Origin of the sequence: Micromonospora sp. NPDC023644 (assembly GCF_040640115.1) — a bacterium.
Taxonomy (GTDB): Bacteria; Actinomycetota; Actinomycetes; order Mycobacteriales; family Micromonosporaceae; genus Micromonospora.
Window position 1 is genome coordinate 1 of record NZ_JBFABA010000015.1, and the last position, 23054, is coordinate 23054.

The 23054-nt window shown below is 74.2% G+C and carries 20 protein-coding genes; 10 read left to right on the forward strand and 10 right to left on the reverse strand.

Annotation, left to right across the window (positions count from 1 at the left end):
• Positions 1–235: 235 nt before the first annotated feature.
• Positions 236–1087 (forward strand): GDSL-type esterase/lipase family protein, encoded by an 852-nt coding sequence (locus AB0G08_RS14260; RefSeq protein WP_358087219.1) that lies wholly within the window; start codon positions 236–238, stop codon positions 1085–1087.
• A gap of 59 nt (positions 1088–1146) precedes the next feature.
• Here the strand turns inward: AB0G08_RS14260 and AB0G08_RS14265 are convergent, their stop codons facing one another.
• The 3 genes from AB0G08_RS14265 to AB0G08_RS14275 form a co-directional block, all read right to left on the reverse strand.
• Entirely contained in the window at positions 1147–1851 is a 705-nt protein-coding gene (locus AB0G08_RS14265; RefSeq protein WP_358087398.1) for an EcsC family protein, read from the reverse strand.
• Between the two features lie 98 nt (positions 1852–1949).
• Complete coding sequence (locus AB0G08_RS14270; RefSeq protein ID WP_358087221.1) at positions 1950–2093, reverse strand: hypothetical protein; 144 nt, start codon at positions 2091–2093, stop codon at positions 1950–1952.
• 103 nt (positions 2094–2196) lie between these two features.
• Positions 2197–3051, reverse strand: coding sequence for a peptidase M23 (locus tag AB0G08_RS14275; RefSeq protein WP_358087222.1), 855 nt, complete (start codon positions 3049–3051; stop codon positions 2197–2199).
• 419 nt (positions 3052–3470) lie between these two features.
• Between AB0G08_RS14275 and AB0G08_RS14280 the strand changes: the two genes are divergently transcribed.
• From AB0G08_RS14280 to AB0G08_RS14290, 3 genes are read left to right on the forward strand one after another with little or no spacing between them, the layout of a single operon-like run.
• A complete protein-coding gene (locus AB0G08_RS14280) occupies positions 3471–4391 on the forward strand; it encodes a PAC2 family protein (RefSeq protein ID WP_358087224.1) in 921 nt (306 codons plus the stop codon).
• A 46-nt stretch (positions 4392–4437) separates the two neighbouring features.
• On the forward strand, positions 4438–5235 hold the full coding sequence (locus AB0G08_RS14285) for an exodeoxyribonuclease III (RefSeq protein ID WP_358087226.1): 798 nt from the start codon (positions 4438–4440) through the stop codon (positions 5233–5235).
• A gap of 28 nt (positions 5236–5263) precedes the next feature.
• Positions 5264–5578: an antibiotic biosynthesis monooxygenase gene (locus AB0G08_RS14290; RefSeq protein WP_357877058.1), complete on the forward strand. Its 315-nt coding sequence runs from the start codon at positions 5264–5266 to the stop codon at positions 5576–5578.
• Positions 5579–5724: 146 nt separating this feature from the next.
• On the opposite strand, the gene AB0G08_RS14295 is transcribed toward AB0G08_RS14290, so the two are convergent.
• The gene (locus tag AB0G08_RS14295; RefSeq protein ID WP_358087228.1) at positions 5725–6405 is read right to left on the reverse strand and encodes a class F sortase; all 681 of its coding nucleotides are present in this window, start codon (positions 6403–6405) and stop codon (positions 5725–5727) included.
• 7 nt (positions 6406–6412) lie between these two features.
• The gene (locus AB0G08_RS14300) at positions 6413–7060 is read right to left on the reverse strand and encodes a hypothetical protein (RefSeq protein WP_358087400.1); all 648 of its coding nucleotides are present in this window, start codon (positions 7058–7060) and stop codon (positions 6413–6415) included.
• A 222-nt stretch (positions 7061–7282) separates the two neighbouring features.
• On the opposite strand from AB0G08_RS14300, the gene trmB reads away from it, so the two are divergent.
• From trmB to AB0G08_RS14315, 3 genes are all read left to right on the forward strand, one after another.
• Entirely contained in the window at positions 7283–7912 is a 630-nt protein-coding gene (gene trmB, locus AB0G08_RS14305; RefSeq protein ID WP_358087230.1) for a tRNA (guanosine(46)-N7)-methyltransferase TrmB, read from the forward strand.
• Positions 7913–8009: 97 nt separating this feature from the next.
• Positions 8010–10514, forward strand: a complete 2505-nt coding sequence (locus tag AB0G08_RS14310) for a DUF3516 domain-containing protein (RefSeq protein ID WP_358087232.1) — start codon at positions 8010–8012, stop codon at positions 10512–10514.
• Between the two features lie 356 nt (positions 10515–10870).
• A complete protein-coding gene (locus AB0G08_RS14315; protein WP_358087233.1) occupies positions 10871–12238 on the forward strand; it encodes an MFS transporter in 1368 nt (455 codons plus the stop codon).
• Between the two features lie 50 nt (positions 12239–12288).
• On the opposite strand, the gene helR is transcribed toward AB0G08_RS14315, so the two are convergent.
• The gene (gene helR, locus AB0G08_RS14320; protein ID WP_358087234.1) at positions 12289–14445 is read right to left on the reverse strand and encodes an RNA polymerase recycling motor ATPase HelR; all 2157 of its coding nucleotides are present in this window, start codon (positions 14443–14445) and stop codon (positions 12289–12291) included.
• Positions 14446–15278: 833 nt separating this feature from the next.
• On the opposite strand from helR, the gene AB0G08_RS14325 reads away from it, so the two are divergent.
• The 3 genes from AB0G08_RS14325 to AB0G08_RS14335 all read left to right on the forward strand — a co-directional run bounded on the left by AB0G08_RS14325 (position 15279) and on the right by AB0G08_RS14335 (position 19048).
• A complete protein-coding gene (locus tag AB0G08_RS14325) occupies positions 15279–15923 on the forward strand; it encodes a hypothetical protein (protein ID WP_358087236.1) in 645 nt (214 codons plus the stop codon).
• A gap of 194 nt (positions 15924–16117) precedes the next feature.
• Positions 16118–17902, forward strand: coding sequence for a hypothetical protein (locus AB0G08_RS14330; RefSeq protein ID WP_358087237.1), 1785 nt, complete (start codon positions 16118–16120; stop codon positions 17900–17902).
• 54 nt (positions 17903–17956) lie between these two features.
• Positions 17957–19048 (forward strand): glycosyltransferase family 2 protein, encoded by a 1092-nt coding sequence (locus AB0G08_RS14335; protein WP_358087239.1) that lies wholly within the window; start codon positions 17957–17959, stop codon positions 19046–19048.
• A 22-nt stretch (positions 19049–19070) separates the two neighbouring features.
• Here AB0G08_RS14335 and AB0G08_RS14340 read toward each other — a convergent pair whose 3' ends face one another.
• From AB0G08_RS14340 to AB0G08_RS14355, 4 genes are read right to left on the reverse strand one after another with little or no spacing between them, the layout of a single operon-like run.
• Positions 19071–20015 carry an iron-siderophore ABC transporter substrate-binding protein gene (locus tag AB0G08_RS14340; protein WP_358087240.1) on the reverse strand — a complete coding sequence of 315 codons (945 nt, stop codon included), beginning with the start codon at positions 20013–20015 and terminating at the stop codon, positions 19071–19073.
• Positions 20015–20863, reverse strand: a complete 849-nt coding sequence (locus AB0G08_RS14345; RefSeq protein ID WP_358087242.1) for an ABC transporter ATP-binding protein — start codon at positions 20861–20863, stop codon at positions 20015–20017. Before AB0G08_RS14345 ends, AB0G08_RS14340 begins: the two co-directional genes overlap by 1 nt.
• A gap of 25 nt (positions 20864–20888) precedes the next feature.
• Positions 20889–21977 (reverse strand): iron ABC transporter permease, encoded by a 1089-nt coding sequence (locus tag AB0G08_RS14350; protein WP_358087243.1) that lies wholly within the window; start codon positions 21975–21977, stop codon positions 20889–20891.
• Positions 21974–23020: an iron ABC transporter permease gene (locus AB0G08_RS14355; RefSeq protein ID WP_358087245.1), complete on the reverse strand. Its 1047-nt coding sequence runs from the start codon at positions 23018–23020 to the stop codon at positions 21974–21976. The genes AB0G08_RS14350 and AB0G08_RS14355 overlap by 4 nt, the downstream gene beginning before the upstream one ends.
• Positions 23021–23054: the final 34 nt, after the last annotated feature.

Genomic DNA, 23054 nt, shown 5'->3' on the forward strand with positions numbered 1-23054 from the left:
GCGACGAGGGCGTGACCGTCCTCAACCAGACCCCCAGCGCGTTCCGCAGCCCCCCGCCCCGCGTCGCCGGCCCCCGCGCGGCACGCCGGCACGCGCCCCACACGCTGGCCGGCCTAGCACGCGGGCGCGCGGCGGAACAGGCCTCTGCCGCATAGTCGACAGCGGCGGGTTGACCCGCCACGCCCGCGCTTAGAGTTACCGCGCTGTCGCTCTCCGCTGCGGGACTGGGGATGGTATGCCTCGACGCTGGGTCACCGTGGCCGCCTGCCTGCTGGCGCTGGTCGCGCTCGCCTGCGAGGGCGGCGGGGAGCCGGGCTCCCGGCCGCCACGGGAGACGCCGTCGGCCGGCGCGCCCGGCGGCATCGCCGCCCTGGGCGACTCGATCACCGCCGGCTTCGGGTCCTGCCTGGTGCTCGTCTCCTGCCAGCGCAACTCCTGGTCCACCGGGGACGGGCTGCGCGTGGACAGCGTCTACCGGCGGCTGCTCGACCGGAACCCGGCGATCCGGGGCCGGGCGCACAACCACGCCAGCCCCGGGGCCCGCGCGGCCGCGCTGGAGGGGCAGGCCCAGCGGGCGGTACGCGACCGCGTCGACCACGTCACCGTGCTGATCGGCGCCAACGACGTGTGCCGGGGCGGCGTCGAGGCGATGACCCCGGTGAAGCAGTTCCGCGCCGAGGTCGACCGCGGCCTGCGGGTGCTGCGGCAGGGCCGGCCGAAGGCGCGGGTGCTGGTGGTGAGCGTCCCGAACCTGCACCGGCTCTGGGAGGTCGGGCACACCGACGCGCGGGCGGTACGGGCCTGGAAGCGGGGCGTCTGCCCGGCGCTGCTGGCCAACCCCACCTCGACGGATCCGCTCGACCGGGCCCGCCGGGCAACGGTCCGGGAGCGGATCGCCGACTACAACGCCCAGCTCGCCGCGGCCTGCCGGGCGTACGGCTCGCGCTGCCGGCACGACGGCGGGGCGGTGCACCGGGTGCGGTTCGACCTGACGCTGGTCAACCCGCTGGACTGGTTCCACCCCAACGCCGCGGGGCAGGACCGCCTCGCCGACGTGGCGTGGCGCGCCTCGGGCCTCGGGTCCTGACCCGCCGGCCGGCCGCACCGGCCCTCACGGACCGGGCGGCGGCGTCGGCAGGCCCGGGCCTAGGTCAGGGGCCGGCGAGGCTCGGGGACGGCGGGTCCGCCGTACTGGCGGTAGAGGGCGTGGGAGCGCCCGGCGAGATCCTTGGTGGCCGACGAGTTGGCCCAGGTGCCGAGGACGATCGCCGCGCCGGGCACCACCTTGGCGAAGACGCGCTTCGCCGCGCGCACCCCGGCCATCTGGGCCAGTCGCACGCCGAGGCGCAGCATCACCTTGCCGAGCGGGTTCTGCCCCCCGCCGCCGAAGAGGGCCCCGGCGCGCTCCCGGCCGGCGGCCACCCCGAGCGCGAGCCGGGCGCTCTCGGCGACCTTGTGCACCTTCTGCAGCACCAGCAGGTCGGTGGCCCGGTCGCCGTGCAGCGGGTCCACGCCGTACGCGGCGGCGACGTGCAGCACCATCCGGGCCTGGGTCCAGGCCAGCACGCCGACGTCGATCACGGCACCGGGCAGCCCGGCGGCGCCCGAGACCGCCCCGGAGAGCCGGGCGTGGTTGACGAACTTGCGTACCGCCTGGTCCGCCAGGGCCTCGGCGGAGACCCCGGGCTGCTCGGCCCGGGCCCGCGCGGCCCACTGCGCCGCCTCCGGCCCCAGCCGGCGTACGGCCTCCAGGGCGAGGTGCTCCGGGGCGTACTGCGGGTCCTCCCGCATCCGGTCCCAGAGCTTCAGCGGCGGCGCCTCGGTGGCCTCCTGCGTCGGTGCCGGGGCCAAGGCCGGCGGCTGCGGTCCTCCGGCGACGTGCCGGTCGTCGGCGGGCGCGGAATCGGTCACTGGGTCTCCCGGGGGTCGGAGAGGTCGTCGGTGACGGGTCAGCGGCGGTTCTGGAGCTTGGCCGCGAGGCCCTTCAGCTTCTGCTGGGTGCCGGGCTTGGCCAGCTCGCGACGGCCACGGTCGACCATCTGCTGACCCTTGGGCGAGCGCAGGAAGGTGCTGATCCGCTGCATCAGTGACATGTCGTCCTCCAGTCGGTGGTGCCTGTTCCATGTGTACCTCGGAGCGACAACACCTGTACCCCGGATGCCCGAACCGCAACCGTCCACTGTGGTCGGTGGAAGCCTACTGCCCGGCCTCAAGGCACGCCGCGACGACCTTGGTGGCGCGCCACTCGTGCTTGGCGTAGTGCTCCGGGTACGCGGAGATCTGCACCGCCTGGGCGGCGTCGGTGAGCCGCATCTGCTGCCAGCCGGGCACCTGCGCCAGCGCGGAGAGGAACTGCCGGGTGGCGAACTCCGGGTCCATCAGCTCGCCGACCTCGCCCCAGCCGCTGCTGGAGCGCTGCTGGAACAGCCCGACCGAGTCGTGGTCCCACCCGATGCCCTGGTGCGGATACTTCCGGGACTCGGGGAGCACCCCGCTGGCCACGTTGTAGAGGTTGCTCTCCTGCATCGCGGTGGCGACCGCGATCACCAGCGCGCGCCGGGGCATCCCCATCTTGCGCCCGGTCCGCACGATCGCCTCGGCGTTCTCCATCTGGGCGTTGTCGAGCCCGGCGACCGGAGCGGGGTCGACCGGCTTGCGCGTGGTCTTCTTCGGCGCGGGGGTGGTGGTGTCGGGGTCGGCGGTGCGGGTGGGACTGGCGGGGGCGGAGGCGGGGACGCGCTCCAGGCTGCGGGAGGCCGGGTCTGCCTCGGCGCGCTCGGCGAGCGCGGAGGGGGCGGCGGAGGGGGCGGCGGCCGGGGCCGCGTCGGCGGACCCGTCCCGCGCGCCCTGGGCGACGGCGGTCAGCCCGAGGCAGCACAGCACGCCGGTGGCGAGGGCGATCCGGGCGCGGGCCGGCCCGCGCGTCAGCAGGTGGGCGTACGCCCCGGCGGCGCGGAGGGCGGCTGACCGAACGGACGAGGGGGTATCGTCGGAACGGTCCACCGGGTCACCGGGGGCGATCTGGTCCTCGAGGGTGGGGTCGTCACGCATCAGCCGAGGCTAGGCAGGTCGGCACCCCGATCACCTGGGGTGATCTCGTGGCTTTCCTCACGATATGGGCCGGGTCCGGTGGACGACCCTGCCGCCCCGGGCAGCCCCGGGCACGGACCTCGCGGACCGGTCAGACCTCCGGGTCACCCCGGGCCGCCCCGGGACGGTCGGAACGCGGACAAACCCCCGACGGCCGGCCCATGATCCCCAAACTCCCCCGTTCGACCGATAGCCTGGTCGTCCTGACGGTCATCCTTCGTGGCCCGACGATGGGCTTGCGGGCATACGCCCGATTACCGGTCACGTGACGACCCGCGGCGGGGCGCGGCGAGGAATGCACGAGGATGGCGGGTACGTTCCCCGAACCGGGTGCCGTCCCGCACGGCGACCCGTACGCACGACCAGGGAGGTCCGCACCGGTGCTCGACCCACACGAGCTCTACGAGCTCACCGACGATCTGCCCGACCTCGGTCAGCCGGTCCTGATCCAGACCCTCACCGGCTTCGTCGACGCCGGCAGCGCCACCCGCCTGGCCAGGGAGCAGCTGCTCACCTCGCTGGACGCCCGCCCGATCGCCCGGTTCGACGTGGACCAGCTCTTCGACTACCGCTCGCGCCGCCCGGTGATGACCTTCGTCGAGGACCACTGGGAGGCGTACGACGCCCCGGCGCTGGAGCTGCACCTGCTCCGCGACGACGACGAGACCCCCTTCCTGCTGCTCACCGGCCCGGAGCCGGACCTGCAGTGGGAGCGCTTCGTGGCCGCGGTGGCGGGGATCTCCGCGCGGCTGGACGTCCGGCTCACCGTCGGGCTCAACTCGATCCCGATGGCCGTGCCGCACACCCGGCCCGCCGGGGTGACCGCCCACGCCACCCGCCGCGAGCTGATCGCCGGCTACGAGCCGTGGTTGCAGCGGGTGCAGGTGCCGGGCAGCGTCGGGCACCTGCTGGAGTACCGCCTCGGCGAGCAGGGCCGCGACGCCCTCGGTTTCGCCGCCCACGTGCCGCACTACGTGGCGCAGACGGAGTACCCGGCCGCCGCCGAGGTGCTGCTCGCCTCCGTGTCCCGCAGCACCGGGCTGCTGCTGCCCCGCGACGGGCTGCGCTCGGCGGCCGAGGTGGTCCGCGTGGAGATCGACCGGCAGGTCGCCCAGACCGACGACGCCGCCCAGCTGGTGCAGGCCCTGGAGGAGCAGTACGACGCGTTCGCGCGCGGCCGGGGCGAGAAGAACCTGCTGGCCGCCGAGGCCGGGCCGCTGCCCACCGCCGACGAGCTGGGCGCCGAACTGGAGCGGTTCCTGGCCGAGCAGACCCGCCCGGGCGACACCCCGGGCAACTGAGAGCGCCGGCTCGCCCGGCGCGGCCCGGATGGGGCAGGCTGGTCACATGCGTCTGGCGACCTGGAACGTGAACTCGGTGAAGGCCCGCCTGCCCCGGCTGCTGGGCTGGCTGGCCAACACCGGGCCGGACGTCGTCTGCCTTCAGGAGACGAAGTGCCCGGACGGCGCCTTCCCGGTGGCCGAGGTGGGCGAGCTGGGCTACACGGTGGCCAGCCACAGCGACGGCCGGTGGAACGGGGTGGCCATCCTGTCCCGGGTCGGCCTGGCCGACGTGGTGGTGGGCTTCCCCGGGGAACCGGGCTTCCCCGATCCGGAGGCCCGGGCCATCTCGGCGACCTGCGACGGGGTCCGGGTCTGGTCGGTGTACGTGCCGAACGGCCGCGCGCCCGACGACCCGCACTACGCGTACAAGCTGGCCTGGTTCGCGGCGTTGCGGGACGCGGTGGAGGCAGAGCTGACCGGCGGCCTGCCGCTGGCGGTCTGCGGTGACTTCAACGTGGCGCCCACCGACGCCGACGTCTGGGACCCGGCGGTGTTCACCCACTCCACACACGTCACCCCGCCGGAGCGGGCGGCCCTCGCGGCGCTGCGCGACCTCGGGCTCATCGACGTGGTGCCCACCCCGATGAAGGGCCCGCACCCGTTCACCTACTGGGACTACCGGGCGGGCATGTTCCACCAGAACAAGGGCATGCGGATCGACCTCGTGTACGCCTCGGCGCCGTTCGCCCGGGCGGTCCGCTCGGCGTACGTGGACCGGGAGGCGCGCAAGGGCAAGGGCCCCTCCGACCACGCGCCGATCGTCCTCGACGCCGACCTGGTTCCGGCGGTCGAGTCGTTCTGAGCCCCGGCGCCGTGGCTAGGGTGGAGTCATGGCAGTCGTGAAGATCAACGCGATCGACGTCCCTCCCGGCGCGGGCGAGGAGCTGGAGAAGCGGTTCGCCGCCCGGGCCGGGGCGGTGGAGAACTCCCCCGGCTTCCTCGGCTTCGAGCTGCTGCGCCCGGTGGCCGGGGAGAACCGCTACTTCGTCTACACCCGCTGGGAGACCGAGGAGGCCTACCAGGCCTGGGCCGCCGGCCCCTCCCGCGCCGCCCACGCCGGGACGGGCGAGCAACGCCCCCCGGTCGCCTCCGGCGCCACCCTCCTGGAGTTCGAGGTCGTCCAACAGGTCCCCTCCCGCCCCTGACCCCACCCCTCTCCCCCGCTCCCCACCCCTCCCCCCTCTCGATGCGTCGATCATGGGGTTGGCGGCGAAGTCGATCTCGCGCGCTGCCGCCAACCCCATGATCGACGGGGCCGGACGGGTGGGCCGGGCCGGGTGGGAGCCCGGGGTCAGGGGGTGCGGGTGGAGGAGAGCAGGGTGGCGAAGGCGATGATGTTGTCGGCGTAGCCCGTCCGGCCGCCGAGCCAGTCGCCGCCGCAGGTGATCAGGCGCAGGCCCGGGGGGCCCTCGTCGCCGTAGACCCGCTCCGCCGGCAGCCGGTCCTTGGGGAAGTGCTCCACGGAGTCGACCCGGAACACCACGACCGAGCCGTCCGCCCGGGCCACCTCGGCGGTGTCGCCCGGGCGCAGCTTGTGCAGGTCGTAGAAGACCGACGGGCCACGCTTGGTGTCCACGTGCCCGACGATGACCGACGGGCCCGGCTCGCCCGGGGTGGGGCCCCGGTCGTACCAGCCGGTCTCGTCGGCCCGCTCCAGCGGCGGCACGGCGATCGACCCGTCCCGGGCCTGGCCGACGGGGGCAACCGGGGCGGACACCTTGATCGCGGGAATCGACAGGCGCACCGGCCGGCTGGCCGCAAGCGCCCCCCGCTCGCTGCGGGCCGGCCGGTCCTGCCCGGAGCCGGCGGCCCAGTCGAACGGCCCGGCGGTGCGCCCCAGCCCCGCGCCGGTGGCGAAGACCCCGGCCAGCACCAGCACCACGGCCAGCGGTACGGACCAGGGGCGACGTCCGGGCGGCCGTAGGCCCCGGGCCGCCGCGGCGGCCGGCTTCGGGGCGGGCGTGGTGGCCATGACCGGCTCAGCGTCGGGCGGCGCCACGGACGGTACGCGGACGGCGCGCCGCCCGGACCGCGAGCACTATGCCGGTCACGGTCAGCGCGAGGCCACCCGGCAGCAGCAGCCCGCCGGTGAAGCCGTCGGCGCCCCCGCCGAACCCGGTCGCCGGGCCGCGACTGGGCTTCACGGCCTTGACGACCTGGAGCATGGTCGAGGCGGTCTCGCCGTCGCGGCACTCCAGCTTGATCCGGTAGTTGCCGGGCCGGGTGCGCTCCCGCACCATCGGGGCGGCGGTCAGCGTGCCGCCCTGCGGCTGCACCTGCACCCGGCCGAAGGCGTCCGAGACCACGGTGGCGGGGACGGAGTTGTCCCGGCAGCTGGCCCGGATGCCCACCAGGAAGCCGGGCTCGACCGTGCTCGGGCTGACCTCGACGAAGACGTTCGGCCCCGGCGGCCCCGGCTGGGGCGCGCCCGCCCGGGCCAGCGCAGCGACGCCGGACGGCAGGGACGACAGGGCGACACCGGACGACAGAGCGACGGTGGGCGGCGGGGCGGCGATGACAGGCGGCAGGGCGACGGTGGACGGCGGGGCGGCGGGGGCCGGCGCGGCCGCGAGCAGGGGACCGACGACCACGGTCGCGATCGCCAGCGCCACACCGCCGCGGTGCACTGACACGACGCCCCCTCCCGGCGCGTTGGGGCAGTGCCGGGCAACACCAGACGCCCGGTCTGCCGTACGGGATGGATCCTCTCATCCCCGGGCGAACATCACATCCGATTCGGCGCGATCGTCGCGTACCCTCGGGTCGTTGTGACCTTCACCGACTCCCCCGCCGCCGTCCCCGCGCCTGCCGCCCGGACAATCCGGACCTTCCATCCGCGCCGCGGCCGGATGAGCAGCCGCCAGACCGACGCCCTCGACCGGCTCTGGCCGGTCTACGGCCTGCACGTGCCGGAGCGGCCCGGCACGCCGGTCGACCTGGCCGGCCTCTTCGACCGCCGGGCCCCGCTGGTGCTGGAGATCGGTTCCGGGATGGGCGACACCACGGCCGCGATGGCCGCCGCCGACCCCGATCGGGACTATCTGGCGGTCGAGGTGCACACGCCCGGGATCGCCAACCTGCTGGACCTGGTGGACCGGCACGGCCTGCGCAACGTACGGGTGGCCCAGGGCGACGCCCTCGACCTCGTCGCGGGCCTGCCGGAGGCGACGCTGGACGCCGTGCACGTCTTCTTCCCCGATCCCTGGCCCAAGTCCCGGCACCACAAGCGGCGGATCATCCAGCCGGCCCACGTCGCGCTGCTGCGCTCCCGGCTGGCGCCCGGCGGCACCCTGCACTGCGCCACCGACTGGGCCGAGTACGCCGAGGCGATGCGCCAGACCCTGGCCGCCGACCCTGGGCTCGTCGACGCGCACGACGGCTTCGCCCCCCGCCCCGCCCACCGCCCGGTCACCAAGTTCGAGCGCCGGGCCCTGCGGGCGGGCCGCCCGATCTTCGACCTGATCCACCGCCGGTCGTGAAAGCGGGGGCCGCTCCGGCGCCGGAGCGGCCCTTTCCCGCCTCTCCCGCCCGGCCGGTTGGCGCTCGGGGGCATGATCCAGGCACCATGGACGCGCTATGACGCTCACCGCCGCGCTGCCGACAAGCGCCGACCCCGACACCCTCTTCGACGCGTTCGCCGGCTGGGCGAAGGAGCGCGGCCTCGACCTCTACCCCCACCAGGAGGAGGCGGTCATCGAGATCGTCTCCGGCGCCAACGTGATCATGAACACGCCGACCGGGTCCGGCAAGAGCCTGGTCGCGATCGCGGCGCACTTCGCCGCCCTGGCCGACGACCGGACCACCTTCTACACCGCCCCGATCAAGGCGCTGGTGTCGGAGAAGTTCTTCGCCCTCTGCGAGGTCTTCGGCGCCGACAACGTCGGCATGCTGACCGGCGACGCCAGCGTCAACGCCGACGCCCCGATCATCTGCTGCACCGCCGAGATCCTGGCCAACCTCGCGCTGCGCGAGGGCGACCGCGCCGACGTCGGCCAGGTGGTCATGGACGAGTTCCACTTCTACGCCGAGCCCGACCGGGGCTGGGCGTGGCAGGTGCCGCTGATCGAGCTGCCGCAGGCGCAGTTCGTCCTGATGTCCGCCACGCTGGGCGACACCACCCGCTTCGTCGACGACCTGGCCCGGCGCACCGGCCGGCCCACCGCCGTCGTCCGCTCCGCCGAGCGGCCGGTCCCGCTGATCTTCTCGTACGCGATGACGCCGCTGCACGAGACGCTCGAGGAGCTGCTGGAGACGAAGCAGGCACCCGTCTACGTCGTGCACTTCACCCAGGCCGCCGCCCTGGAACGCGCCCAGGCCCTGATGAGCGTCAACGTCTGCACCCGCGCCGAGAAGGACCTGATCGCCGCCGCGATCGGGAACTTCCGGTTCACCTCCGGGTTCGGCAAGACCCTCTCCCGGCTGGTCCGGCACGGCATCGGCGTGCACCACGCCGGGATGCTGCCCAAGTACCGCCGGCTGGTCGAGACGCTGGCCCAGGCCGGCCTGCTCAAGGTCATCTGCGGCACCGACACCCTCGGCGTCGGGATCAACGTGCCGATCCGCACCGTGCTGTTCACCGGCCTGTCGAAGTACGACGGGGTGCGCACCCGACTGCTCAAGGCCCGCGAGTTCCACCAGATCGCCGGCCGCGCCGGGCGGGCCGGGTTCGACACCGTCGGCCGGGTGGTCGTGCAGGCCCCCGAGCACGTCATCGACAACGAGAAGGCGCTCGCCAAGGCCGGCGACGACCCGAAGAAGCGGCGCAAGGTGGTGCGCAAGAAGCCGCCGGAGGGTTCGATCGGTTGGGGGAGGCCCACCTTCGACCGCCTGGTCGAGGCCGAGCCGGAGCCGCTCACCTCCAGCTTCCACGTCAGCCACTCGATGCTGCTCAACGTCATCGGGCGCCCCGGCGACGCGTTCGCCGCGATGCGGCACCTGCTCACCGACAACCACGAGGACCGCGCCGCCCAGCGCCGGCACATCCGCCGCGCCATCGCCATCTACCGGGCGCTGCGCGCGGGCGGCGTCGTCGAGCAGCTCGACGAGCCCGACGAGACCGGGCGGCGGGTCCGCCTCACCGTCGACCTCCAGCTCGACTTCGCCCTCAACCAGCCGCTCTCCCCGCTGGCGCTGGCCACGATCGAGCTGCTCGACGTCGAGTCCCCCTCGTACGCCCTCGACGTGCTCTCGGTGGTCGAGTCGATCCTGGACGACCCGCGCCAGGTGCTCTCGGCGCAGCAGTTCAAGGCCCGCGGCGAGGCGGTCGCCGCGATGAAGGCCGAGGGCATCGAGTACGAGGCCCGCCTGGAACTCCTCGACGGCGTGACCCACCCGAAGCCCCTCGCGGAGCTGCTGGACTCGGCGTACGAGATGTACCGGCAGGGGCACCCGTGGGTGGCCGACCACCAGCTCTCCCCCAAGTCCGTCGTCCGCGACATGTACGAGCGGGCGATGACCTTCACCGAGTACGTGCAGTTCTACGGGCTGACCCGCTCCGAGGGGCTCGTCCTGCGCTACCTCGCGGACGCGTACAAGACGCTGCGCCAGACGGTGCCCGAGGACGCGAAGACCGAGGAGCTGGTCGACCTCATCGAGTGGCTCGGCGAGCTGGTTCGGCAGGTGGACTCCAGCCTCATCGACGAGTGGGAGCGGCTGCGCAACCCCACCGACGCCGCCGAGGCAGCCGAGGCCCTGGACGACCGCGTACCGGCGGTCACCCGCAACGCCCGGGCCTTCCGGGTGCTGGTGCGCAACGCCCTGTTCCGCCGGGTCGAGCTGGCCGCCCTGCGCCGCTGGTACGACCTCGGCGAGCTGGACGCCGCGTCGGGCTGGGACGCGGACGCCTGGGCCGACGCCCTGGAGCCGTACTTCGAGGCGTACGGGGAGATCGGGGTGGGCCCCGACGCGCGCGGGCCGGCGCTGCTCATGATCGAGCAGGGCCGGGAACGGTGGACGGTCCGGCAGATCCTCGACGACCCCGAGGACGACCACGACTGGGGGATCAGCGCCGAGATCGACCTCGCGGCCTCCGACGAGGCGGGCGCGGCGGTCGTCCGGATCACCTCGGTCGGCCAGCTCTAAGCACCATGGCCGTGGCGGGGCCGGCTCCGGCCGGCCCCGCCGTGGCGTTCCGGGTGCCTGCCGGAAGGTATCGCGTTGCCGGGGCGGACCGCCCGGGACTAGGTTGATCCCGTGCCCGCCTCGGACAGGGTGCGCCGCCCGTAGCGGCGGCGCGAAACCCCAGACTCCCGAACGCTCTGCGTTTCCGCTCCGCCGCATCAGCGACCCTTCGCCGGTGTGGCCGTCCGAGCTGCCCGGCTCCGCATGCGACATCCGGAGCCCTTCGTGCACAGTCCCGCATTCACCTGTCCCGTTCCCTGTGACGCCCCCTGCCCTCGCCTTCTCCCGACCGTTGCCGGCCCGGGTCGGTGGTCGCGGTGAACGCACGCCTCACCCTGACCGCGGTGCTGTTGTCGTCGCTGTCGTTTCCGCTGACGATCACCGGGGCGTCCGTCGCGCTGCCCGGCATCCAGCACGACCTCGACACGTCGCTCACGACCGCGCAGTGGGTCGTCAACGGCTACAACCTCTGCTTCGCCGCGTTCCTGGCCTTCGGCGGCTCGCTCGCGGACCTGCTCGGCAAGCGCCGCCTCTTCGCCGCCGGGGTCGCGGTGTTCTTCGCCGGCAGCGTGGCGTGCGTGCTCGCCCGGGACGCCACGGTGCTGAACCTCGCCCGCCTCCTCGCCGGCACCGGGGCGGCAGCGGCGACGGCGACCGGTCAGTCGATCCTCGCCGCGACCTTCGCCGGGCCGGCCCGGGCCCGGGTGTTCGGCGCGCTCGGCGCGGTCCTCGGCGTCGGCCTCGCGTTCGGGCCCACCGTCTCCGGCCTGCTCGTGGACGCGCTCGGGTGGCGGGCCGTCTTCGCGGTCCCCGCCGCGCTGGCGGGAGTCGTGCTGCTGTCGTGCCCCTTCCTGCCCGCCCTGCCCGGTGCCGGCAGGAGGATCGACTGGGCCGGCGGCACGCTGTTCACCGCCGCGCTCGCGCTCCTCATCTGGGTCTTCGTCGAGACACCCGCCCTGGGCGCCTCGCACCCGTCGGTTATCGCCGCGCTCCTGGCCCTCACGGTCTGCGGGATCGGGTTCGTACGGGTCGAGAGGCGCGGCACCGACCCGATGTTCGACCTCGACCTCCTGCGCAACCGGCGCTTCGTCGGGTACTCGCTGGTCGCCGCGGCCATGATGGGACTGCTCGTCCCCCTCCTGGTCTACCTGCCCTCCTACCTCATCGACGTCGCCGGCCTCGACGCCGGGCGGGCCGGGCTCTGGATGCTCATGCTCACCCTGCCCTCGGTCGTCCTGCCCCCGGTCGGGGCGGCGGTCGCGCGTCGCTCGCCCCGCCTGCTCTCGGTCGGGGCGATCGCCCTCAGCACGGTGGGCGTGTTCGCCCTCACCACCGTCGGACCCGACAGCACGCCCCGGTCCCTCCTGTTGCCGCTGCTGCTGATCGGGACCGGTGTCGGCGCCACCACAGGCGTGATCGACGGACTCGCCATCTCCAGCGCACCCGTCGGACAGGCCGGCGCCGTGGCCGGGCTGTTCAACACCGGCCGGCTGGTCACCGAGACCATCGCGCTCGCGGTTGTCGGCTCCACCCTCGCCGTCCTCAGCGGCGGGCACCTCGCCGGCGACGGCTTCACCACCGCGCTGCACGTCGTCGCGGCGGCACTCGCGTGCTTCGGCGGCCTCTGCGCCGTCGCCGTGGCTCTCCTCCTGCGACGACGCGATGCCGGGCGCCCGGAGGTGTGACACCGCTGACGCTGGGCGTCCCGGCGCCCGCCCCGGGCAGGGTCGCGCCGTCAGGAGGTGGTGAGGACGACGAGTTGCCGGGTCGCCCGGGTCATCGCGACGTAGCGGTCGACCGCGCCCTGGAGGCCTTCGCCGAATGCCTCCGGGTCGACGAGGACGACCAGGTCGAACTCGAGCCCCTTCGACAGCTCCGGGGTCAGCGACCGGACGCGGGACGTCGGCTCGAAGGTGGGGTCGCCGATGACGCAGGCGATCCCCTCGGCGTGCGCGGCGAGCCAGGTGTCGAGGATCGAGTCGAGGTCAGCGGCAGCTCCGCGTACGACGGGAACGCCGCTGCCGCGGATGGAGGTCGGCACGTTGGCGTCCGGGAGCGCGGCCCGGATGACCGGCTCGGCCTCGGCCATGATCTCTTCCGGCGTGCGGTAGTTGACGCTCAGGGAGGCCAGGTCGATCCGGTCGAGCCCGATCCGCTCGAGCCGTTCCCGCCACGACTCGGTGAACCCGTGCCTGGCCTGGGCGCGGTCCCCCACGATGGTGAAGCTCCGGGACGGGCAGCGGAGCAGCAACATCTGCCACTCCGCGTCGGTCAGTTCCTGGGCCTCGTCCACAACGATGTGCGCGAACGGGCCGGCGAGCAGGTCCGGGTCGACGCCGGGCAGTGCGGCCTCGTCGACCAGGGCGTCCCGCAGGTCCTGCTGGTGCAGCATCGTCAGCAGCCCCTCACCGTCGTCGTAGGCGTCGGCCTGGATCAGTTCGTCGACGACCGTGGCCAGGCGCGCGCGTTCGGTGGCGACGAAGGCGTCATGCCGGCGCCGGCGTCCGGACGCCTCCGGGTCGCCGAGCCGCTGCCGAGCCGCGTCCAGCAGCGGCAGGTCGGACACCGTCCAGGCCCGGGCGTCGTCGCGCCGCAGCTTCCGGACCTCGTCGGGGGCGAGCCAGGGAGCGCACCTGCGCAGGTAGGCGGGCACCGACCACAGGTCCGCGACGAGGGTGGGCGCGTCGAGCAGCGGCCAGGCGCGGTTGAAGGCCGTGCGCAGCTCCGTGTTGCGCAGCAGCGACCTGCGGACCAGGTCGTCCGGCTCGTCGCCGTCGTACTTCTCCGTCAGGATCGTCAGCAGCTCCTCCCAGACCTCGTCACGCGCCTCGTTGTGCGGGGTGCCGGGCCCCGGCGCCTCGAACGCCTCGGCCCAGTCGTCGGCGCTCAGCCAGATCTCGGACTCGTCGGTCGTGACCGTCATGCCCTTGACCGGCGGCTCCTCGTAGAACCTGACGGCCGCCTCGATCGCCCGCACCAGGTCCGCGGACGACTTCAGAAGGGCCACGTCCGGGTCGGTCTCGACGGTCGCCGCGGCGCCCTCCGGCACGAGGTCCCGCAGGGTGCAGGTCTGCACCTCCTCCTCGCCGAGGCTGGGCAGGACGTCGGAGACGTAGCTCAGGTAGGGCTGGTGCGGACCGACGAACAGCACGCCGCCCCGGCGGTGACCGAGGCGGGGGTCGGCGTAGAGGAGGTAGGCGGTGCGGTGCAGGGCGACGACGGTCTTTCCCGTACCCGGACCGCCGTCGACGACGAGAGCGCCGCGGGAGCCCGCGCGGATGATGGCGTCCTGGTCGGCCTGGATGGTGCCGAGCACGTCCCGCATCCGGGTCGACCGGCTGCCGCCCAGGCTGGCGATGAAGACGGACTGGTCGTCGAGCGAGGCGGCGTGCCCGGTGAACCCGTCCGGGGTGAACACCTCGTCCCAGTAGTCGGTGATCCGGCCGCGGGTCCAGCGGTACCTGCGGCGGCTCGCCAGACCCATCGGGTTGGCGTGGGTCGCGCCGAAGAAGGGCTCGGCCGCGGGCGAGCGCCAGTCGAGCAGCAGCCGACGACCCGCGCCGTCCGTGAGGCCACGGCGTCCGACGTACACGGGCTCGGGATCGTCCGCGCCGACCATGTGTCCGAGGCACAGGTCCACACCGAAGCGACGCAGGGTGCGCAGGCGGGCGGTCAGCCGGCGGATCTCCGTGTCCCGGTCCACCGCCTGCCGGCCCTTGCCGCCGGGCGCCCTGCGCTCGGCATCGAGGCGGTCGGACAGCTCGGCGGCCAACCGTTCGAGGCTCTCCGCGATGGCCGCGAAGTGCTGCTCGTCGCCGGCGATCAGCGACGGGTCGGCCTTGGCGGAGAGGCGCTCGGGAAGGTCGAACGCGCTGGCGGTCGGTGGGTTCACGTCATCGGCTCCGATCTTTGTTCTGGGTCCTGGCCCGGCGCTGCCGCGTGCGTACGCGGGCACGCCGACACCGGGCAGTCGCCGCGCGTACTCCTCGCGCACCCCGCGCCATTGCGCCGAGCGGCCTCGGCCGCAGCGCGAGTTCCACCAGCGGGACGTCGTCCCCGCGCGATCCACGACGACGACGGGCGCATTTCGTGAGGTCCATTTCCGCGGGTCCTGGCCTCGGCCGGTGATTCTGCGGCACGACCCGGGTCTTGCCGCAAGCCCCCCGGTGCGCTATATGTTGAGAAGGGAAAGGAGAGGGTTCTCCTTTCCCTTTGTCGTTTTGCGGTGGCCGGAAATTCCTTCGCGGAACGCGCCACTCACGGCGGCACCGCCGGCCACCAGGAGTTCCGCGGCCTCCGGGACGCGACCGGGAAACGAAACACCCCACCCTTTTCGGCAAGGCCGGCGCGAACGTCGGCGAGAGCGCCGCCATTCTCATGGCGGTTCGCCGCCGCGCCGCACGGGCGTGGGGCGGAATTCGCCAATGCGCCGGCGCGACACCGCGCACGCCGGCGACGGCGCCCCGAGACGGCCCGGACGCCTGAACGAGGTCCCGCCCCTCCGCCACGCGGAAGCGTCCCCCGTCCGTCCGCCACGCGGAAGCGTCCTCCGCCCCGTCCGGGCGTCCCCGTCGCCCTGCCGCGGGGACGCCCGGACGGATGCCGCAGCCCCGGCCCGACCCCTCGCGCAGCCGGGCACGAACGCCCCCGAGAAACCCTGGGAGATGTCACACCCGTCGATTAGAATGTGTGTACTAATCGAGGTCCTGACCTGGGAGGACGCCCGTGACCACGCCCGCCTCCGCCCCACCCACCCCCTACGCCACCCTGCTCGGCTTCACCCGCTACGTCGACCGCACCGGCCCGACGAAGGCCACCTTCGTCGGGGGCCTGCGCAAGCAGCGGGCCAGCCGCTCCGGCTTCAACCCGCACGGCCAGTTCGTCAAGGCGCTCAAGGCCGACATCGCCTTCCACACCGGCGGCACCCACCTCGACCAGGTGGTCGACGTGGTCAAGCCCCGCTGGCGACCGCTCTACCAGGCCCTCGTCCCCGGCGCGACGGCCTGGCTGCACTCCCTCGGCGAGCCGAGGGAGGTCGACCTCGCCCAGACCCGCGACGCGCTCGCGATGCTCGGCGACCTGCCCGTCAAGGTCAACCCCCAGTTCGGCGTACGCCACGCCGACGGCCGCGTCGAGGCCGTCCGACTGCACTTCGACGAGGCGCCGCCCAGCGAGGAGGCGACCCTCGCCGCCCTGCACCTGATGGCCCGGCACATGGACGCGGTGCTCCCGCACGCCGAGCCGGTCCTGGTCGACGTCCGTCGGGGCGAGGCCCACCGCATGCCCGCCGACGCCCGCCCCGAACAGATCGAACGCTGGCTGGCCGGCGAGGCGGCCGCCTTCCGGGCCATCTGGGCCACCGCCGCCTGATCCCTGCCCACCACCCGACCCGCCCGCCCGGTCCGGCCCGACATCGGCCGGGCCGGGCGGGCCCCGCGTCACCCGGAAACGTCCCACGTCCGCCTCCGCCGCGCGGCGGATCACGCGTCGACGGACACGCCCGACAGCCCACATCTCGGGCGGCGGATCGACATGACAACCGACATCGTGAATCATCTATCTTCATGACCACCGGGTCCACGGACGCCCGACCGCCCGCCGAGATCGCCGCGCACGACGAGGATCCCTCCACCGGGGCCCCCGGCCGGCGGGAGCGGTGGCGGTGGCTGCGACACGAATGGACGCTGGCGGTGCTCGGCGGGCTGCTGCTGGCGGTGGCGCTGACCTGGCCGACGATGCGGCATCCGGCGAGCACCATCCCCGGCGACATCGGCGACCCCACGTTGCAGGCGTGGCAGATGGCCTGGGCCGGGCACGCCGTGCTCAGCAACCCGGCCGGTCTCTGGCACTCGAACACCTTCTTCCCCGAGACCTACACGTACGCCTACAGCGACACCCTGCTCGGCTACGCCCCGTTCGGGATGCTCGGCTCGGGCTTCGAGGCCGCCCTGGTCCGGTACAACGTGATGTACGTGCTGGTGCACGCGTTGGCCTTCGTCGGGGCGTACGCGCTGGCCCGGCAGCTCGGGGCGGGCCGGCTGGGCGGAGCGGTCGCCGGGGTCGCGTGGGCGTACGCGCCCTGGCGGTTGGCGCACGCCGGCCACCTGAACATCCTCTCCAGCGGCGGGATCGCGTTGTGCCTGGCGATGCTGGCTCGCGGTCACGGCTGGTCGTTGCGGCACGGGTACCGGCCGGAGCACCGGCGACCCGGGTGGGCCCTGGCGGGGTGGCTCGTCGCCGCCTGGCAGATCAGCCTGGGCTTCGGCATCGGGCTGCCACTGGTGTACTTCCTGCTGGCCGCGGTGCTGGTCGGGGCCGGCGGCTACGGCTGGTCGTGGTGGCGGCGCGGGCGACGACCCGCGTTCGGCCGGCGGCTGCTGGTCGCCGACCTGGCCGGTGGGGCCGTCTTCGGGGCGGTGACGCTGCTGCTGGGGCTGGTCTACCTGCGGGTCGTCGACCTCAATCCGCAGGCCGAACGGTCGCTGGCCTGGACGGAGATGTTCTCGCCGCCGCTGATCGGCTTCGTCACCGCCCCGGCGGACTCGTGGTGGTGGGGCGAGCGGCACGCGGCGGCCCGGGAACAGCTCTCCTGGCCGCCGGAGATGGCGCTGCTGCCCGGGATGGTCCTGCTCGCGTTGGCCGCGGCGGGGTTGTTCGTCTCGGTGTTCCCGGCCCGACACCGGGTCGCGTTGGGGCTCGGTGTGCTCGGCACGGTGCTGCTGGGCCTGGGCGTCACCCTCGGCGGCGACGGCGATCCGGGCTACCTGACGCTGTCCAAGCACCTGCCGGGCTGGGACGCGCTGCGCACGCCGGGCCGGATGATGCACTGGACGAGCCTGCTGCTGGCCGTGCTGGCGGCGGGCGCGGTGACGGTGTTCGCCACGGCGGTGCGGCGGTGGTCGTCCCGGGGCTGGGCCAGGTTCCTGGCGCCGGTGGTCCTGCTGGTGCCCCTGGCCCTGGTCGGGCTGGAGGGGGTCAACCGGACGGCGCATCCGGTGGTGCCGACGCCACCGGCCGCGATGCGTACGGCGGGGGAACCGATGCTGGTGCTGCCCGCCGGCGGCGCGGTCGATCTGATCTTCATGTTGTGGACGACGGACGGGTTCCCCCGGGTGACGAACGGGCTGGCCGGGTTCGAGCCGGTCACCCAGGCGCAGACCCGGGCCGCGACGGCCGCCTTCCCCGACCCGGGCAGCGTGGCGTACCTGCGGGGCATCGGGGTGCGGTCCGTGGTCGCCCTGCCGGGCTGGACCGCCGGCACGCCCTGGGAGGGCATCGCGAACCGACCGTTCGACGGGCTGGGCATCACCCGGGAGGAGATCGATGGTGTGCTGGTCTACCGCCTGTGAAGGCGCGGGGCGGCGCGGCGCGGGCTGGGCACCCACGGGCACCGGCTGGACCCGGTGACGAGGATGCGTCTGTCGGTGGTGGTGCCCTGCTTCAACGAGGAGGCCTCGGTGGAGCGGTTGCACACGGCGGTGACCGCCGCGGTCGCGGAGCTGTCCGACGTCGACGTCGAGGTGGTCTACGTCGACGACGGCAGCTCCGACGGCACCCTCGTGGCGCTGCGCCGACTCGCCGCCGCCGATCCCACCGTGCGCTACACGTCGCTGAGCCGGAACTTCGGCAAGGAGGCGGCGATGCTGGCCGGGCTGGAGCGGGCCACCGGGGACGCGGTCGTCATCATGGACGCCGACCTCCAGCATCCACCGCGCCTGCTGCCCGACATGGTGGCGCTGTACCGGCAGGGCTTCGACCAGGTGATCGCCCGCCGGGATCGGCGCGGGGACCGGTTCGTCCGGATGCTGGCCTCGCGGTCCTTCTACCGGGTGGTCAACTGGTGGATCGACGTGCGGCTGCTGGACGGGGCGGGTGACTTCCGGCTGCTGTCCCGGCTCGCGGTGGACGCGGTGCTGGCGATGCCGGAGTACAACCGCTTCTCGAAGGGGCTGTTCTCCTGGATCGGGTTCCGCACGGTGGTGGTCGCGCACGGCAACCAGACCCGGCAGACGGGCCGGAGCAGGTGGACGTTCGGCAAGCTGTTCAACTACGCGTTCGACGGGCTGCTGTCGTTCAACAACCGGCCGCTGCGGCTGGCGATCTACGCCGGCCTGTTCCTCACCCTGATCGCGGTGGTCTACATGGCCTGGGTGGTCGCGGACGCCGTCGACAAGGGGATCGACGTTCCCGGCTACACCACCATCATCGTCAGCGTGATCGGCCTCGGCGGCATCCAGATGACGATCCTGGGCGTGATCGGGGAGTACATCGGCCGGATCTACTACGAGACCAAGCGCCGGCCGCACTACCTGGTCCAGGAGACCGAGGACCTGGTGACGGAGAGCGGGGAGGCGCCCCGGGTGCCGGACCAGCCGGCGGTGCGGCCGGCCGAGCGGGTCCGGCAGGGCGGGCCGGCCCGCGAGGACCTCCCCCGCTACCGCTCGCTCCGGCGCGCCGCCGGCGAGTCCGTGGCGGGTGACGCGCGGCAGCCGTAGCGGCTGCCGCGCGCGACCGGGGTCAGGCGGTGAGGTACTTCTCCAGGTCGTCGAGGATCTTGTTGGCGGCGCCGACGCCGATGCCGGTCATCCAGATCTCGTCGGAGACGACGTGCGCCTTGCCCGCCTTGACCGCCGACAGCCCCTTCCAGAGCGTCCCGCCGGTGACCTTGGCCTGCTCGGCGGCGGCCTTCTCGCCGTACGCGGTCACGAAGACGACGTCACCGTCGACCTCGCCGATCCGCTCCGGGCTGACCCGGTCCATCCGCCGGTCCTCCTTGCCGGTGAGCTGCTGCCGCTCGGGGCGGCCCAGCCCGGTGTCGCCGACGACGATGCCGGAGAACGAGTCCGGCCCGTACACCCGGATCTCGGTCGGCATGAAGCGGACGATGGAGACCTTGCGGTCGGCCGCGTCGCCGAGCTTGCCGCCGAACTCCCTGGCCCGCGTCTCGTACGTGGCCAGCAGGTCCTTGGCCTGCTGCTCCTTGCCGAGCGCCTTGCCGTCGAAGAGGAAGTTCTCCTTCCAGGTGATGCCGACCTTCTCGGTGAAGACGGTCGGCGCGATGGCGGCCAGCTCGTCGTAGAACTTCTCCTGGCGGAACTTGCTGCCCAGGATCAGGTCCGGCTTGAGGGCGTTGATGGCCTCCAGGTCGGGCTCGGTGAGCACCCCGACCTCCTTGATCCCGGCCAGCTTCTCCTCGCCGAAGTAGGTCGGCCAGCTCTTCGCCTCGCCGGCGGTGGCGGCGCCGACGGGCGTGACGCCCAGGGACAGGGCCGTGTCGATCTTGTCGGTGTCGAGCACGACGACCCGCTTGGGTTCCGCCGGCACCTTGGTGGTGCCCATGGCGTGGGTGATCTCCCGGGTCTCCCCGGTGGTGGTGCCGGCGACCGGGTCGCTCTCACCACAGGCGGTGAGACCGACGCCGAGGGCCAACGCCGCGGTGAGGGCGGCGGCGAGACGACGCATCAGATTCCTTTCGAAGGGTACGAGCCGGTCAGCGGCGTCGCCGCGTCCCCGGCGGAGGGGCGAGCCAGGGAGGGACTGGTGAGCGCGGGCACCACCAGGGGCGCCCCGGTCACCGGGCAGGGCACGACCACGCAGTCGAGGCCGAAGACGTCCCGGACCAGGTCGGCGGTGAGGATCTCCCGGGGCGGCCCGGCGGCCACCACGGCGCCGGAGCGCATCGCGATCAGGTGGTCGGCGTACCGGGCCGCCTGGTTGAGGTCGTGCAGCACGGCGACGACCGTGCGACCCCGCTCGACGCGCAGCCGGTGCAGCAGGTCCAGCACCTCCACCTGGTGGGCGAGGTCGAGGAAGGTGGTGGGCTCGTCCAGCAGCAACGCCTCGGTGTCCTGGGCGAGCGTCATGGCGATCCAGACGCGCTGGCGCTGCCCGCCGGAGAGGGTGTCCACCGGCCGGTCGGCCAGCCCGGTGACGTCGGCGAGCGCCATGGCCCGGTCGACGGCGACGCCGTCGGACTCCGACCACTGCCGCCACCACCGCTGGTACGGCTGCCGGCCCCGGCCGACCAGGTCGGCGACGGTCACGCCCTCCGGCACCAGCGGGCTCTGCGGCAGCACGCCGAGCCGGCGGGCGACCTCGCGGGTCGGCAGGTCCCGGATGGCGGTGCCGTCCAGCAGCACGGCGCCGCGCCGGGGCGTGAGCAGGCGGGCCATGGTGCGCAGCAGGGTGGACTTGCCGCAGGCGTTGGGCCCGACGATCACCGTGAACGCGTCGCCGGGCAGCTCCAGGTCGAGCCCGTCGAGCACGGTCCGCTCGTCGTAGCCGGCGACCAGGTCGCGGGTGGAGAGCATCACGCCTCCTTGCCAGGGTGGGACATCACGAGGACCGCCGCCGGCCGCGGAGCAGCAGGAAGATCAGGTACGGGCCGCCGATGGCGGCGGTCAGCACGCCGGCGGGCAGCTGGGTGGGGGCGAACAGCCGCCGGCCGCCCAGGTCGGCCAGCACCAGCAGCAGCGCCCCGAGCAGCGCGGCGCAGACCAGCGGCGGGCGCTCGGCGCGGACCAGCCGGCGGGCCAGCTGCGGGGCGACCAGGGCGACGAAGTCCACCGCGCCGACCTGGGCGGTGACCATCGCGGCGGCCAGCACCCCGGTGCCGGCGAGGCCGACCCGGCGGGCCACCGGGCGCAGGCCGATCCCCCGGGCCGTGTCGTCGTCCAGGGCGGTGCTGTTCAGCGCCCAGCCGGCCCAGGCCAGCACCGGCAGGAGCGCGGCCAGGGTGAGGGCGATCCAGAGGCTCTCGGTCCAGCCCTTGCCGGCCAGCGTGCCGATCAGCCAGATCTGCGCGCGCAACCCGTCGATCGGGTCGGCGGTGAGCATGACCACCTCGGTCAGGGCCCGCAGTGCGAAGGCGACCGCCACGCCAGCGAGCACGAACCGCTGGGCGGCCAGCCCGTGCCGGGCGCCGAGGACGAACAGCAGCACGGCGGCGACCAGCCCGCCGACCAGCGCCGCCGGCGCCACGAGGACGGCGGCGACGCCGCCGGTCAGGGCCACCGTCGCGGCGAGACCGGCGCCCTGGGTGATGCCGACGACGTCGGGGCTGGCGAGCGGGTTGCGGGCCACGCTCTGGATCAGCGTGCCGGCCACCCCAAAGGCCGCGCCGGCCACCGCGGCCAGCACCAGCCGGGGCAGCCGCAGGTCCAGGACCACCAGGTCGTACGGGGTGCCGGCGCCGGAGAGGGCGCGCAGCACGTCGGCCGGGGCGACGTACGGGGTGCCCAGGGAGAGGCTGAGCACCCCCGCCGCCAGCAGCAGCACGACCAGCGCGGCGGCGACCAGCGCCGAGCGGCGCCGGACCTGCACGGCGACCGGGCCGACCCGCACCAGCGAACGCCCGGGCAGCGCGGTGACGCCGGCGCGGGGACGACCCGCCGGCCGGTCGGTGGTCGGGGCGGCGGCGGTCACGCCGTCACCACCTTCGCGCGGCGGACCAGGAAGGCCAGCAGCGGGGCGCCGATCAGCGCGGTGACGATGCCCGCGGGCACCTCCCCGGGCGGCGCGACGAGCCGGCCAGCGACGTCGGCGCCGAGCAGCAGCGCGGGCCCCAGCAGCGCCGAGACCGCGAGGGTCCAGCGGTGGTCGGCGCCGACCAGGGCGCGGGCCAGGTGCGGCACCGCGAGCCCGACGAACGCGATCGGCCCGGCCGCGGCGACGGCCGCCCCGGTGAGCAGCACCGCGGCGACGCCGCCGCCGAGACGGACCAGCCCGATCCGGTGCCCCAGGCCCCGTGCCACGTCGTCGCCGAGGGCGAGCGCGTCCAGGCCCCGGGCGACCAGCGCGGCCAGCACCAGCCCGGCGAGCACGAACGGCAGCACCTGGGCGGCTACCGCGAGGTCCCGGCCGGTCAGCCCGCCGACCACCCAGAAGCGGTACTCCTCGAAGGTGCGGGCGTCCATGCTGAGCAGCGCGTACACCACGGAGGCGAGACTGGCGTCGAGGGCCGCGCCGACCAGCGCGAGGGTGACCGGGCTGGCGCCCTCGCGGGCCCTGGCCGCGACGGCGAAGACCAGCACGCCGGCGCCGAGCGCGCCGGCGATGCCGAACCAGACGTACCCGGCGAGGGTGCCCACGCCGAAGACGGAGATGGCCAGCACCACACCGAACGACGCGCCGGCGCTGATGCCGAGGATCCGCGGTTCGGCCAGCGGGTTGCGGGTGAGGGCCTGGAAGAGGACCCCGGCGACGGCGAGCGCCAGCCCGACGGCGAGGCCCAGCGCGGTGCGCGGCATCCGCAGCTCCCGCACGATGGTGGCGGCCTCGCCGCCGTCCGGCGCGACCAGCGCGCGCCACACCTCGTCGACGGCCAGCGCCCGGCTGCCGAGCGCGAAGCTCGCCAGCACGGCCAGCAGCAGCACCAGCGCGGCGGCGACGGTGACCGCGAGCCGCCGGCCGCCACGCGCCCGGGGCCGGGCGCCGGCCGGCGTCGGTCGGGTGGCGAGGGTGGTCACGAGGCTCCTGCACGTTCGGGCTTAGGGTCGCCTT